The organism is Micromonospora sp. NPDC005237 (assembly GCF_040607775.1).
Lineage (GTDB): Bacteria > Actinomycetota > Actinomycetes > Mycobacteriales > Micromonosporaceae > Micromonospora.
This window is the reverse complement of the sequence record NZ_JBEXHJ010000023.1, coordinates 1-12,589: the sequence shown is the minus strand read 5'-3', so window position 1 is coordinate 12,589 and position 12,589 is coordinate 1. Positions and strand designations below refer to the sequence as shown.

13 protein-coding genes are annotated in these 12,589 nt (G+C 69.6%); 5 read left to right on the top strand and 8 right to left on the bottom strand.

Annotated elements, in window-relative coordinates:
* Positions 1-1,973 (bottom strand): glycoside hydrolase family 2 TIM barrel-domain containing protein (locus ABZT87_RS31240; protein ID WP_355140054.1); only part of this gene is annotated, 1,973 nt, incomplete at its 3' end.
* 564 nt (positions 1,974-2,537) lie between these two features.
* Between ABZT87_RS31240 and ABZT87_RS31235 the strand changes: the two genes are divergently transcribed.
* Complete coding sequence (locus tag ABZT87_RS31235; RefSeq protein ID WP_355140052.1) at positions 2,538-3,668, top strand: LacI family DNA-binding transcriptional regulator; 1,131 nt, start codon at positions 2,538-2,540, stop codon at positions 3,666-3,668.
* Positions 3,669-3,687: 19 nt separating this feature from the next.
* On the opposite strand, the gene ABZT87_RS31230 is transcribed toward ABZT87_RS31235, so the two are convergent.
* From ABZT87_RS31230 to ABZT87_RS31200, 7 genes are all read right to left on the bottom strand, one after another.
* Positions 3,688-4,521, bottom strand: coding sequence for a cation:proton antiporter (locus ABZT87_RS31230; RefSeq protein ID WP_355140050.1), 834 nt, complete (start codon positions 4,519-4,521; stop codon positions 3,688-3,690).
* Entirely contained in the window at positions 4,476-4,931 is a 456-nt protein-coding gene (locus ABZT87_RS31225; RefSeq protein ID WP_355140048.1) for a cation:proton antiporter, read from the bottom strand. The genes ABZT87_RS31230 and ABZT87_RS31225 overlap by 46 nt, the downstream gene beginning before the upstream one ends.
* 100 nt (positions 4,932-5,031) lie before the next feature.
* On the bottom strand, positions 5,032-5,385 hold the full coding sequence (locus ABZT87_RS31220) for a cyclophilin-like fold protein (RefSeq protein WP_355030201.1): 354 nt from the start codon (positions 5,383-5,385) through the stop codon (positions 5,032-5,034).
* Between the two features lie 18 nt (positions 5,386-5,403).
* A complete protein-coding gene (locus ABZT87_RS31215) occupies positions 5,404-6,789 on the bottom strand; it encodes an MFS transporter (protein ID WP_355140046.1) in 1,386 nt (461 codons plus the stop codon).
* A gap of 83 nt (positions 6,790-6,872) precedes the next feature.
* Positions 6,873-7,898 carry an alcohol dehydrogenase catalytic domain-containing protein gene (locus ABZT87_RS31210; RefSeq protein ID WP_355140044.1) on the bottom strand — a complete coding sequence of 342 codons (1,026 nt, stop codon included), beginning with the start codon at positions 7,896-7,898 and terminating at the stop codon, positions 6,873-6,875.
* 17 nt (positions 7,899-7,915) lie between these two features.
* The gene (locus ABZT87_RS31205) at positions 7,916-8,542 is read right to left on the bottom strand and encodes a carboxymuconolactone decarboxylase family protein (protein ID WP_355140042.1); all 627 of its coding nucleotides are present in this window, start codon (positions 8,540-8,542) and stop codon (positions 7,916-7,918) included.
* Positions 8,539-8,946, bottom strand: a complete 408-nt coding sequence (locus ABZT87_RS31200; RefSeq protein WP_355030197.1) for a cupin domain-containing protein — start codon at positions 8,944-8,946, stop codon at positions 8,539-8,541. Before ABZT87_RS31200 ends, ABZT87_RS31205 begins: the two co-directional genes overlap by 4 nt.
* A gap of 101 nt (positions 8,947-9,047) precedes the next feature.
* Here ABZT87_RS31200 and ABZT87_RS31195 point away from each other — a divergent pair, with 101 nt between their 5' ends.
* The 4 genes from ABZT87_RS31195 to ABZT87_RS31180 all read left to right on the top strand — a co-directional run bounded on the left by ABZT87_RS31195 (position 9,048) and on the right by ABZT87_RS31180 (position 12,528).
* Positions 9,048-9,917, top strand: a complete 870-nt coding sequence (locus ABZT87_RS31195; RefSeq protein ID WP_355140040.1) for a helix-turn-helix transcriptional regulator — start codon at positions 9,048-9,050, stop codon at positions 9,915-9,917.
* 35 nt (positions 9,918-9,952) lie between these two features.
* Entirely contained in the window at positions 9,953-10,318 is a 366-nt protein-coding gene (locus ABZT87_RS31190; RefSeq protein WP_355030195.1) for a DUF2255 family protein, read from the top strand.
* Positions 10,319-10,629: 311 nt separating this feature from the next.
* Positions 10,630-11,682 carry an aldo/keto reductase gene (locus ABZT87_RS31185; RefSeq protein WP_355140038.1) on the top strand — a complete coding sequence of 351 codons (1,053 nt, stop codon included), beginning with the start codon at positions 10,630-10,632 and terminating at the stop codon, positions 11,680-11,682.
* A 390-nt stretch (positions 11,683-12,072) separates the two neighbouring features.
* Positions 12,073-12,528, top strand: coding sequence for a DUF4279 domain-containing protein (locus tag ABZT87_RS31180; RefSeq protein ID WP_355140036.1), 456 nt, complete (start codon positions 12,073-12,075; stop codon positions 12,526-12,528).
* The last annotated feature ends 61 nt before the right edge of the window (positions 12,529-12,589 follow it).

The following is a 12,589-nucleotide window of genomic DNA, read 5'->3' as shown; positions in this document are numbered from 1 at the left end:
AAGGTGCCGTTCGAGTCCGAATTGCCGGAGGCGGACCAGTAGGGGAGGTCGACCGCGGCCACCGGGTTGAACGCCGCCTGCACGCGCTGGATCTGCGGGTTGCTCCAGGGGTCGGGCAGGTTGTCGGCGCCGTAGATGGGGTGACCGCCCTCCTCCGGGGTGAAGTCGGTGGACCGCACGCCGGGCACGACGCTGGCCCAGGCGGACAGCAGCGTGTACGGACGCAGGTCGGTGGCGCCCTTGCCGCGCTTGGCCAGGGTTGCCGTGGCGAACCACTCGAAGCCCTGCTTGTTGTTGCATGCCGGCCAGATGAACTCGCCCTCGCCGTCGGGCCGCCCATTCACGGTGATCAGGCCCTCCCCGTACCTGCCGAAGCCGTCGACGTAGTGCGGGATCACCGCGAAGTTGGCGTACGTCATCCCGGGATACAGGCTGACATTCCCGCCGACGCCCACCTCGACAATGATCGGCCGGGTGCCGTCGGCGCCGTTCATCGCCGCGTACAGGTCCTTCTCGAACTGTTCGGAATCCTGGCCGCTCTGGTTCGGCTCGTTGTTCTGACTCCAGCGGATGATCGCGGGGTGGTTGCGGTCGCGCAGGACCAGCGCACGGGCGTGGTTGACCATGTTGTCGCGCCCGACGGAGTTCTGCCACTCCTGCGAGGATTGGGAGCCGCGGATCGCGACCTCGTCGATGATCATCAGGCCCATCTCGTCGGCGACATCCAACATGTACGGGCTCCCGGGCTCCTGGTGGATGCGCACCACGTTGTAGTTCAGCCGCTGGTAGTTGTCCACCGCCTGCGGCCAGCCGCCGTTGCCGGACGACGGGGGCAGGAAGCCGGGCAGGGTGTGGTACGCGTCGCCCTTGCCGCCGTTGTTGATCCGGTCATAGTCGCCACCCTGGAGGTTGTCGCCGCGGAAGTTCACGCGCACGCCGTTGAGGTAGTAGTAGTCACCGTTCTGGGTGGCCTCCCGGAACCCGAACCGGGACGTGGCGTCGCTGGTGTGCCCGTCATCGGTGACGGCATGCACCGTCAGCCCGTGCAACTGCGCCCGGTACCCCGACCGGTACGGCACATTGGGCCACCAGTACGAGGTGCTGTCGAGGTTCCACGCGACCGGCCCGACGGTCACGATCACGGTCGAGCGGGCCGCCACGGTGACCGTACGGCTGGGCAGTGCCGGGTAGCTGAAAGCCGTTCCGTTGCTGGACGACAGCGACCCGGTCAACGTCACCGACCGGGAACTGCCCGACGTGTTCCGCACCGTCACGTCGTAGGTCAGCGTCTTGTTCGCCACCGACGTACGCACGAATGTGTCGCTGACGTACACCGCCGGGTACACCCGCAGGAACGCGGACCCGAAGATCCCCTGCGGTATCGCCTCGGACCACGTGGCGGCGTCGGGCACCAGGTACCGGCCGTTGGATGCCTTCAACGCGCCGCGGCCCTTCACGTTCACCGTGATCGTGTGGGTGGTGCCGGGCGCCGCGTATGCGCTGATGTCGAAGTTCGACGGGGTGAACGCCGTCGTCTGGGTGGCGACCACGCGGCCGTCGACCGACAGTGTCGCCTGGTGGTTGACGGCGCCGAACTCGATCCAGGTCGACTGCGGCTGCCCCGAGTCCGGCACGGTGATGCTGCGCGAGTACACCGCCTCGTTCACGTCGGTGAAGCCCTGCTTGTACCAGCCGCCACCGGGCACCGCGATCGTGGTCGCCGCCCGGCCCGCGGGCGTGAAGCCCCAGGTCCCGCTCAGGTCGATCGAGGTGATCGCGGCGTTCCCGGCCGCCACACCGTCAAGTCCGGCGGCCGCGACACTCTGCGTCTCGACCGGCGCGGCCAGGGCCGAACCGGGGGTCGCCAGGGTCAGGCCACCCAGCGTCAGGGGCAGGGCGAGCGCCACGGTCGCGGCCAACCCTCTGGCCCACGCCGACAATCGGCCACCCCAGCGGACGTTCGTACGATGCACGGTTACCTCCTGTGACTCATCCGCCAACTCCGCAACACCGGTTCAGGGCACAGCCTCAAGGCCGATACTCGAATCGATTCGACAAAGCTGCCGGCGTCGCCGACCACCCGGGAAGGGTGGTTGCGGCCAGATACATAGGTACGTATTAATGGGTGCATCGAGCGTGAAGTCAAGGTTTCAAGACGGTTACTTCCTGCTCCTGACGCCTCGCAAGCTTCGAGTGGCCGCCGATAGTACGACCCTTCCGGAGTGCTAGGGCATCGCGCTCAGGCACTCCGTACCGCCGGCCCACCGACGCGGCGCCGATCGAGTAGCGAACCGATTCGCCTCTGCGGCGCCCGGCCGCGTGACACGCCGAAGGCGTGGACAGCAGCACTGTCGTCTTCGGTGAAGTCGGCGGGCGGCCCGGCCTGACCTGTTCGGTTCGAAACTGGGGTTAGGGTGCTGGTAAGAAACGTGCTTCGCCAGCGTCACGGCGGGTTACGGGATCTTGATGGCGAGCGTCTGACTGCGTAGACATGACAGCGCAATCATAGAGGACGATGGCCGGCGGCGGGAGGTGCCATGACGCGACTGGCGAGGCCGGGTGGAAGCCCTCCGACGCCGCGCAGCGTGGACGTCGCGCGGCTGGCCGGCGTCTCCCAAAAGACGGTGTCCAGGGTCCTCAACGACGAGCAGTATGTCTCGGCCGACGTGCGCCGGCGGGTCCTGGACGCCGCCGCGGAGCTCGGCTACCGGCGCAACCAGGCGGCCCGGGCGCTGGCCTCCGGGCGGACCCGGTCGATCGGCGTGGTGACGCTCGGCAGCGCCTTGTACGGGCCGGCGTCGTGGCTCATGGGCATCGAGCGGGCGGTCCGGGAGGTGGGCTACACGCTGCGGGTGGCCGCCACGATCGAGGGCGACCCGGGCGGCATCGCGAGCGCCCTGACGTCGCTGCTGGGCCAGGGCGTGGACGGCGTCGTCATCTCCGAGCCGATCGACGAGGGCGTCGGCCTCATCAGCGTCGACGTGCCGGTCCTGGTCCTCGGCGCGCCGCCCACCTTCGCCGCGCCGCAGGTGGTGACCGCCAGGGTCGGCGCGGGCCGGCTCGCGCGGGCCGCGACCGAGCACCTGCTGGAGCTGGGGCACGCGACCGTCCATCACCTGGCCGGCCCGCAGCGGTGGTATTCGGCACGGGACCGTCTCGCCGGCTGGCGCGAGGCGCTGCGAGCCCACGGCGCGGACGAGCCGCCGGTCGTCGAGGGCGACTGGTCGGCCGCGTCCGGCTACGCGGCGGGCCGGGAACTGGCCGGCGACGGCACCGTGACCGCGGTGTTCGCCGCGAACGACGACATGGCGATCGGTCTCATCCGCGCGCAGCTCGAGGCCGGGCGCCGGGTGCCCGAGGACATCAGCGTCGTCGGGTTCGACGACATCCCGGTCGCCGCCTACGTCACTCCCCCGCTCACCACCGTGCGGCAGCCGTTCGACGAGGTCGCGCGGCAGGGCCTCGCGCTGCTGGTACAGGTCATCGAGAAGCCGGACGTCGAGCTTCCACCGGCGGCCGACCAACCGGTCGAGCTCGTCGTCCGCGCCTCGACGGCGCCACCACCGCCCCGGCCGATCCCGGGACCTGGCCGCCGGGAGATTCCCCATGCCCACGGTGGCCCGCACGGTCAGCCCGCCGGCAGCGAAGTCCCATCCACCCGGCCCTGATCAGCGTCGATCTGTCCACCTACGGCGGCACGTCACCCGAGGCCCGCACCGGCCGTCGCTGACGGGTGGCGCGATCAACGAATACCGCCGAGCCGCTTGATCCACTCGCAAATCCCCAGGTCACGAATGCGAAGCACAGTTTTGGCACGGTACAGGGAAACGGTTGCCCGGACGCGACAGCGTGCGGCACAGCGAGGGCCGCGGCCAGCGACACCGCCCCGCGAAATCCGGCGACACCGTTGACCACGCGGGTACGGGCGCCGACACGCCGAGATCGTTGCTGCGGGCGCCGGTCCAACGCCCGGATCACGTACGGGGTGGTGAAGAGCCAGGCGAACCGGGCGGCGATGACGGTGGCCGACACGACGCTCACCATGATCAGGCCGCGGGTGAGAGCAACACTGGTCAGGCCGCGTACTGCCGTTTGCACCTGCAGACCGACAAGAATGTACAACGCCCCGTTGAGCAGGTAGGCCGCCAGCGTGAAGAACGGCTGGATCTGTACCCGGGCGGCTGCACGCCCGATACGTGGCCCGGCCTGGCTCATGATCAGCCCGCAGATCACGACCGCGAGGACACCGGAGGCGTGCACGGCCTCGGCGAGCAGGTAGGCGGTGAACGGCAGGAGCAGGACGGCGACGCTTTCCTGCAGCGGGTCGTCGAGACGCCTGCGTACCTGTACGCCAAGCCAGGCGACCACGATCCCGCCCAGCGCTCCGCCGCCGTAAGCCAGCAGCAGCAACCCGCCGACGTGCGGCACGCTCAGATGTTCCTCGCCGACGGTGATACCGACGGCCAAGCCGTAAATCACCAGTGCGGTGCCGTCATTGACCAGGCTCTCCGCGCGCAGCACGGTGACGGTGCGCCGCGGCAGCGACCGGGCCAGCACCCCGACCGCGGTCGCGTCGGTCGGGCGACCGCGGCGCCGAGCACCCACGCCGGCCCCCACCCCAACCCGAGGGCATGCGCCGTCACGGCGGCGGTGACAAGCACCAGAACGGTGCTGTTGAGCAGGATGGTCCGCAGGTTGTCACGGATCTCGCGCGGTGAGGTGGTCAGGCTTCCCCAGTAGAGAAGCACCGGCAGGAACAGCAGCAGCACCATCTCGGGCGACAGCTGCACGCTGCGCAACACCGGCACGAAACCGAGTACGACACCGCACACCAGCAGCAGCACCGGTGGGGCGATCCGCAGCGAGCGCGCGAGCAACCTGGAGGCGAGCTGTACCGCCCCCAGCGTGACGACCAGGACCAGAGCGAGCACCGCCCACCTCCCCTCAGGTGACGCTTCACCCACGCAGCGGCCTGCTGCACATGGAGTCGCCGCGACGGCGGTGTCCCACGCGGTAACCGGTGGGCAAATGTCAGTCGGCGTGGGCGATCGTCACGGGGAAGTCGCCGGATTGGCCAGGGAGCAGCTCGTGGCCCCCGTCGAGCGAACCGATCGTGATCAGTCCCGGGGAGCGGCGGAAGTCGCGGTAGAAGATCGCCAGGTTGCCCCAGGGCGCGTAGTAAGCGAGGTCGCCGGCAGTGGCGGCGGTCGCGGACGGGGCGCCCTCGGTGGTGAGCTTGCGCGGCAGGTAGCTGATCTTCTCGGTTCTGTTGTGATCGCTCAGGCTCAAGGTCAGGGGTAACAGCGCTGCGAAATCGCGGCTGGTCGGGTTGTCGGCGAGCGTGCCGGTCAGCACGGTAGCGCCGACGGTCAGGGTGATTCGCATAGAGCGGTTCCTTCGGAGTCAGCCGAGGACCGGTACGGGGGCACGGTCACGGGCGAGCAGGACGATCAGCGCGCCGGCCAGGGAGAACGCGGCGGTGATCAGGACGGCGGTGTTCCAGCCGCGCAGCACCGCCGCCGGCTCGTGCCTACCGCCGGCGACGGTGATCGAGACCAGGGCCAGGCCGATCGCGGAGCCGACGTAGCGGGCGGTGTTGTTGGCGCCGCTGCCCATGGCGGCCCGTTCGGCCGGCACGCTGGAGACCGCCTGGCGACCGAGCGCGGCGTTGAGCACCCCGTTGGCCGCGCCGGCGACCAGCAGGCCGGGCAGCATCCGGGAGACGTGGTCGCCGCGGTGCAGCCCGAGCAGGGCTAGTTGCCCGGCGGCGCAGCCGAGCAGCCCGGCGATCAGCTGGATGCGCGGTGTGACCCGGGTGGAGAGCCAGCGGGCGGTCAGCGGGGTGAGCGCGCTGAGCCCGGACCAGGCCAGCATCGCTGACACCCCGGCTAGAGCGGGGCCGGCTAGGCCCTGTTGGACGATGATCGGGGTGTAGGAGGTCAGGGACAGCACTCCGGCGCCGGTGGCGAGCGCGGCGATCAGCGCACCGGCGAAGTCGGGGCGGCGCAGCAACGTCAGGTCCAGCATCGGGTGCCGGCTGCGGTGTTCCACCGTCACGAACCCGGCTACCAGGACCACACCGAGCAGCAGCAGGCCGAGCGTCGCGGGCTGGGTCCAGCCGGTGCGGCCTTCGACCAGTCCGGCGAGTAGCGCGGACAGTCCCAGAGCCAGCAGCACTGTCCCCGCGGCGTCGACCGGGCTTGGCCGGGCGGCCCGGGATTCGGCGAGCGTCCGGTGCCCGGCTACGGCGAGTACGGCGGTCAGCAGGGCCACGGCCAGGTACGGCAGGCGCCACCCCGCGACGGTTTGCAGGCCGAGCGCCAAGAAGGGGCCGATCGCGACCCCCGCGCCGAGGGCAGCGCCCCAGACACCGGTCGCCCGGGCCCGCTCGGGACCGTCGGGGTAGGCGTTGCCGATCAGGCCGAGGCTGCAGGCCACGATCGCGGCACCGCCCAGGCCCTGCAGGATGCGGGCCAGCACGAGGACCAGTGCATCAGGGGCGGCCGCACCGAGCAACGAGCCGACCGCGAGCACGATCGCGCCGGCCAGGAACGTACGGCGGCGGCCGTAGTCGTCGCCGAGCGCACCGCTGCTGAGCAGCCCGGCCGCGCAGCCGACACTCATCCCGCTCAGGATCCACGCCTGGCCCCCGGGGCCGGCGTGCACACCTGCGGCCGTGGCGGGCAGCGTCGCCAGCGGGGTGGTGAAGGCGATCAGCACCATCGTCGTGCCCGCCGCCGCGACTGCCAGCGTGCGACCCGCGGCCGGGCGTTCGGATGTCGGTGTCATGTCTGTGCTTGCTCCTGGCTCCGTGAGACCTGCGGGTGACCGGCGACAATCGCCCGCAGCGTGTGGTGCAGCCCTGGTGTGACCTAGAAGGCGATGAGGGCTTTGAGGACCTCACGGTCGTCCATCGCGCGGTAGGCCGCGGGCACCTCGTCGAGGCTGACGGTGCGGTCGAAGACCTTGCCGGGGTCGACGCTGCCGTCGAGGATGCCGGGCAGCAGCTCGTCGATGTACGCGCGCACTGGTGCCGGGCCGCCGTTGAGGGTGATGTTGCGGCCGAACAGGCTGGCGAAGCCGACCGGCGCCTCCTCGTACTGCGGCACACCGACCCGGCTGATCACACCGCCCGCTCGGACGATGCCGACGGCCTGGTCGTAGGCGGGCCGGTGCCCGACGGCTTCCAAAACCTTGAGCGCGCCGCCCTTGGTGAGGTCGCGGACCTTGGCGATGCCTTCCTCGCCGCGCTCGGGGACGACGTCGGTGGCGCCGTACTCGATGCCCAAATCGGTGCGGACCTTGTGGCGGCCCATCAGGATGATCTGCTCGGCGCCGAGCTGCTTGGCCGACAGCACGGCGAGCAGGCCGACCGCGCCGTCGCCGATGACCGCGACGGTGTCCCCCGGGCTCACGTTCGCGCGCTTGGCGGCGTGGTAGCCGGTGCCGTACACATCGGCCAGGGTCAACAGCGACGGCAGCAACTCGGAGTCGGTCCCGACGGGCAGCTTAACCAGCGTGCCGTCGGCCAGCGGGACGCGGACCAGCTCGGCCTGCGCGGCGCTGAAGAACCCGAACTCAGGGTGGGAGCAGGCCGTCTGGAAACCGGCGCGGCAGAACTCACAGGTGTTGTCCTGGTAGGAGAAAGATGCCACGACCAGATCGCCGACCTTGACCGTGGCGATGTCGGAGCCGGTCTGCTCGACCACGCCGAGGAACTCGTGACCCATCTGCTGCCCCTGGTCGGAGGCGGGCATGGAGTGGTACGGGTGCAGGTCGCTGCCGCAGACACAGGCACGCACGACCCGGACGACCGCGTCGGTGGGTCGCTCGATGGTCGGGTCAGTGATGGTTTCGACGCGGACGTCGCCCGGGCCGTACATAAGGGTTGCACGCATTTTGGTAGTCTCCAGTCTCAGTTCAGTAATTTGTCGAGGACCGCGGCGGCACGGTCGGCTTGGGGCTCGCCGACCCGTTCGCGCAGGATCGTGATCAGGCCGCGCAGGTTCGTCTCGGTCAGCCCGGTGTTCAGGGCGATGCCGAGATGCGACTGCAGTTGCGACTCGAGGCCCTCGAGGGTGGCCAGGGCGGCGACGGTGGCGATCTCGCGGCTCTGCCAGTCGAGGTTGTCGCGGCCGAAGATGTCACCGAACAGGTGTCCCTTGAGGAACTCATCGATGGCCGGCGCGAAGTCGAACAACGGGCCCGTCACCGGCTTGCCGGACAGCTTGGTCTGGTTCACCGTGCCGAGCTCGACACTGGTCTTGTCGTTCATAAGCGGGGTCGGCTCGGGGCCGGCCTCGTCGGTGATCCCCTTGGTGCGGCGCTGTTCGAGCAGGTCCATGAACGTGCCGAGGCCGTTGAGGCTGCGCGGGAAGCCCGCGTAGGCGTACATCTGGATCAGGATCTCGTTGATCTCGTTGATCGTCAGACCGGCGTCCAGGCCGTCGGCAAGGGCGTCGCGCAGTTGCGGGAGCTGGCCCGCGGCGGTGAAGGCTCCGATGGTCGCTGTCGCCTGCTGTCGTGAAGTGAGGTCGCTCACTGCTGATTCGCCTTCTCGTACAGGTCCTGGGCGACCGGCTCGAGCCAGGTGGTCGGGTCGCTGCCGTCGGCCTTTGCCTCGAGCAGGGCTAGGTGGCTCATGAACGTGTCGGCGGCGGCGCCGTGCCAGTGCTGTTCGTCGGGTGGGCAGAGCACCGTGTCGCCGGCGTGGATGCGTACGACGGAGCCGTCGCGGGTGCCGACCAGGCCGACGCCCTCGGTGACGTGCAGGGTCTGCCCGACGGCGTGCGAGTGCCAGTTGGTACGGGCCCCGGGCGTGAACCGCACGAGCGCGGCGGTCATCTTCGACGGCCCGGAGCCGTTGTAGATCGGGGTCATGTAGACGTCGCCGGTGAACGTCTGCGCGGGCGTCTTCACGGTCGGACGAACGGGGAGAAGTTCCATGAGCCCAGGTAAGCGCGCGCCGGGCGCCGGTGGGAGGGTTTGCCGTAGCAGGTAATGACAGAACCCCCATGCCCCGAGGCCGTGGCCGTAGCGTGGTTGTCATGGATACGCAGGACGATGTTCGCGAGTTCCTGGCCTCCCGGCGCGCCAGGATTACCCCCGAACAGGCCGGACTACCCGCCTTCGGCGGCACCCGCCGCGTCGCCGGGCTGCGCCGCGCCGAGGTCGCCATGATCGCCGGGGTCAGCCCGGACTACTACACCCGCCTCGAGCGCGGCAACCTCTCCGGCGTCTCCGACAGCGTCCTGGACGCCATCGCCCGAGCCCTGCAGCTCGACGACGCAGAACGCTCCCACCTCTACGACCTCGCCCGCGCCGCCAACACCAGCCCCCGCGTGCGGCGACGGCCTGCGAAGCAGCAGATCCGCCCGGGCGTGCAGAGCCTGCTGGACGCGATGACCGAGGCCCCCGCATTCGTACGCAACGGGCGTCTCGACATCCTGGCCGCCAACCGCCTCAGTGAGGCGCTCTACTCCCCCGCCTTCGAGGCCGCCGCGCGGCCGGTCAACCTGGCCCGGTTCTGCTTCCTCGACCCGGCCGCCGACGAGTTCTACCCCGATTGGGACGAGGCCGCCGACACCACCGTCGCGCTGCTGCGCACCGAAGCCGGGCGCGACCCGTACGACAAGGCGCTCAGCGACCTGGTCGGCGAGCTCGCGACCCGCAGCGACGACTTCCGGACCCGGTGGGCCGCGCACAACGTGCGCCTGCACCACACCGGCGTGAAACGCTTCCAGCACCCGGTGGTCGGTCGGCTCGACCTCGCCTTCGAGGCCATGCCGCTGCCCGCCGACCCCGGCCTGACCCTGACCGCCTACAGCGCGACCGTCGGCACCCCCGCCGGCGATGCCCTGCGCCTGCTCGCCAGCTGGGCCGCGACGACCACCCCCGCCGACGCCCCGACCGAGTAGGTCTGACCCACCCACCCTCATGAAAGGGGTACGTCATGGCATGGGACACCGCCTCCGCCCGGCACCTGGCCGAAGCCGGGGAGATCGACATCGTCGTACCGGCGCCGGATCGGCCCGAAGTGCGTACCCCGATCTGGATCGTGGCCGTCGACGGAGATCTGTACGTGCGGTCCTGGAAAGGGCACGCCGGCATCTGGTTCCGGCGCGCCCACCGGTACGGCACCGGCTCGGTCGTTGCCGCCGGTCAACGGCACGAGGTCCGTTTCACCGCCGCCGACGATCCGGATCTGAACGCCCGGATCGATGACGTCTACCGCAGCAAGTACGGCCGATCGTCGTACACCCAGACGATGACCCGCCCGCCGGCCACCGCCACCACGATGCGCGTCGACCCGGCGTAGCGAAGTAATCGTCCGCGACACTCAGACCGTCACGCGGGTGGCTGGTGCAAGAGCTCCTCGGCGGCCGACCAGCGAGACCGCGAAGGCGAAGGCGCTCACACGCCTCATTGCGGGTCGACAACTCGCCCACGAGGTCGGACAGGCTCTTGTCGTACGGGTCACGGCCGGCTTCGGTGCACAGCAGGGCGACGCTGTCGGCCGACGGGCTGCGAATGCCGGCCAACTGGTCGGCCACCCACGACGCCACGACGTCGCAGGTGGGCGAGGAATCAGACACGTAGTCGATCAGCCGCGGCGACGACGAGCCCGATATGGGCGTCGTCTGCTCAGCCCCGCCCAGGGCGCCGCCGCGCCATCAGAGAGGAACAGTTGGCATGAAGATGCGAATGCTCGGCCAGGGCCTTGAGGTCTCCGCGATCGGGCTCGGTTGCATGGGGATGAGCCAGAGCTACGGCCCGAACCCCGGTGACGAGCAAGCCATGATCAAGGTTCTGCGCGATGCCGTGGATGGCGGGGTCACGTTCTTCGACACCGCCGAGGTCTACGGGCCGTTCGTCAACGAGGAACTCGTCGGCAAGGCGCTCGCCCCGATCCGGGACCGGGTCGTGATCGCAACGAAGTTCGGGTTCGAGTTCACCGAGGACGGCAAGCTGGTCGGCACGTCGAGCCGGCCCGAGGTGATCAAACGCGCCGTCGAAGGGTCGTTGCGGCGGCTCGGCGTGGACACCATCGAGCTGTACTACCAGCACCGCGTCGACCCGAATGTGCCCATCGAGGACGTCGCCGGCACGGTCAAGGAACTCATCGAGGCCGGAAAGGTGCGGCACTTCGGCATGTCCGAAGCCGCCGCCGGCACCATCCGCCGCGCGCACACCGTGCAGCCGGTCACCGCCGTGCAGAGCGAATACTCGCTGTGGACCCGCAGCCAGGAGGCCGAGGTCCTGCCCACGTTGGAGGAACTGGGTATCGGGTTCGTGCCGTTCAGCCCGCTCGGCAAAGGCTTCCTCACCGGGAAGATCGACACCAGCACCACGTTCACCGCGGGCGACATCCGCGCGTCGATCCCGCGTTTCGAACAGGACGCCCGGCAGGCGAACCAGGACCTGGTCGACCTGCTCGGCCGCGTCGCCGTGCGCAAAGGCAGCACCCCGGCGCAGATCGCGCTCGCCTGGCTGCTCGCCCGCAAGCCCTGGATCGTGCCGATCCCCGGCACCCGCCGGATCGAACGCCTGCAGGAGAACCTCGGCGCGGCCGAAATCGAGCTGTCCGACGCCGACCTCACCGAAATCCAGGACGCCACCGACAAGATCGAGATCCAGGGCGCCCGCTACCCAGAACACCTCGAACGCCAGACCGGACTCTGAGCCGCCACCGCCACGTACGGCGGCCCCAAAGCGCTGACCTGGGTCGATCTTCCTGACCCGCACACCGGCGCCAGACACGTACAGATCCGGGTCGAGGAATCGGTCACAGCTGGCTCGTCGGCCGACTCGCGTAGGGCACCACGAACTTCGGGATGCCGGCCAAGTCGGCTTCCAGGTCCATCACCGCAGATGGGTGGTGGGACGTACCCTGTCGTGGATCACCCGCTGCCGGCGAACCTGCCGCGACTACGAGCGGCTGCCCGCCCACCACGCCGCGTTCGTCCAGTGGTCAATGATCATCATAATGACCCGGCGACTGGCCCGCCGCGATGACGACCGGGCAGGTAAACCGCAGGCGCCAACCAGGCCGAGACACGCACACTGACCGGTGTGCAGACCACTGCGACGTTTCGCCTGTGGGGAAGCGCAGGGTTGACCGCCGCAGCGGTGACCCAGCGACTGGGCCTACAACCGACCACAGCACTCGAGTCCGGCACGCCCGTCAGCCGCCGATCAACCCGGACCCGAGACTCCTCCCTATGGCTGCTGAGCTCCAGCCCCGGCATGGAGTCCGACGTCGAACTGGCCACCCAGCTAAATCGGCTCCTGACCGTCCTTGAACCAGTCACCCACCTCCTATGGGACCTGGTCCAGACCGGATACGAGGCGAACTGGTTCTGCTACATCGCCTCACACGCCACCGAGCACGCCGCCGAACTCGACCGGCCGCTGCTGCAACGCCTGCTGGCACTGCCCGGAGACCTCTGGCTCGACGTCAACGGCGACGACACAGACGACGAAAAACGGGCGCCCGGGACTGTGGATCTAACGGTGTTTCCGGCCTGACCTGCCAGGCGTTGTGCCTGGTGAGGAGGGTGCCGTGATGACCGCGACACAGAACGATGTG

Excerpts from the sequence above, each read along its gene's own strand:
- ABZT87_RS31235 (WP_355140052.1), top strand. The coding sequence starts at position 2,538 with ATGACGCGACTGGCGAGGCCGGGTGGAAGCCCTCCGACGCCGCGCAGC.
- ABZT87_RS31220 (WP_355030201.1), bottom strand. The coding sequence starts at position 5,385 with ATGCGAATCACCCTGACCGTCGGCGCTACCGTGCTGACCGGCACGCTC.
- ABZT87_RS31215 (WP_355140046.1), bottom strand. The coding sequence starts at position 6,789 with ATGACACCGACATCCGAACGCCCGGCCGCGGGTCGCACGCTGGCAGTC.
- ABZT87_RS31210 (WP_355140044.1), bottom strand. The coding sequence starts at position 7,898 with ATGCGTGCAACCCTTATGTACGGCCCGGGCGACGTCCGCGTCGAAACC.
- ABZT87_RS31200 (WP_355030197.1), bottom strand. The coding sequence starts at position 8,946 with ATGGAACTTCTCCCCGTTCGTCCGACCGTGAAGACGCCCGCGCAGACG.
- ABZT87_RS31195 (WP_355140040.1), top strand. The coding sequence starts at position 9,048 with ATGGATACGCAGGACGATGTTCGCGAGTTCCTGGCCTCCCGGCGCGCC.
- ABZT87_RS31190 (WP_355030195.1), top strand. The coding sequence starts at position 9,953 with ATGGCATGGGACACCGCCTCCGCCCGGCACCTGGCCGAAGCCGGGGAG.
- ABZT87_RS31185 (WP_355140038.1), top strand. The coding sequence starts at position 10,630 with ATGGGCGTCGTCTGCTCAGCCCCGCCCAGGGCGCCGCCGCGCCATCAG.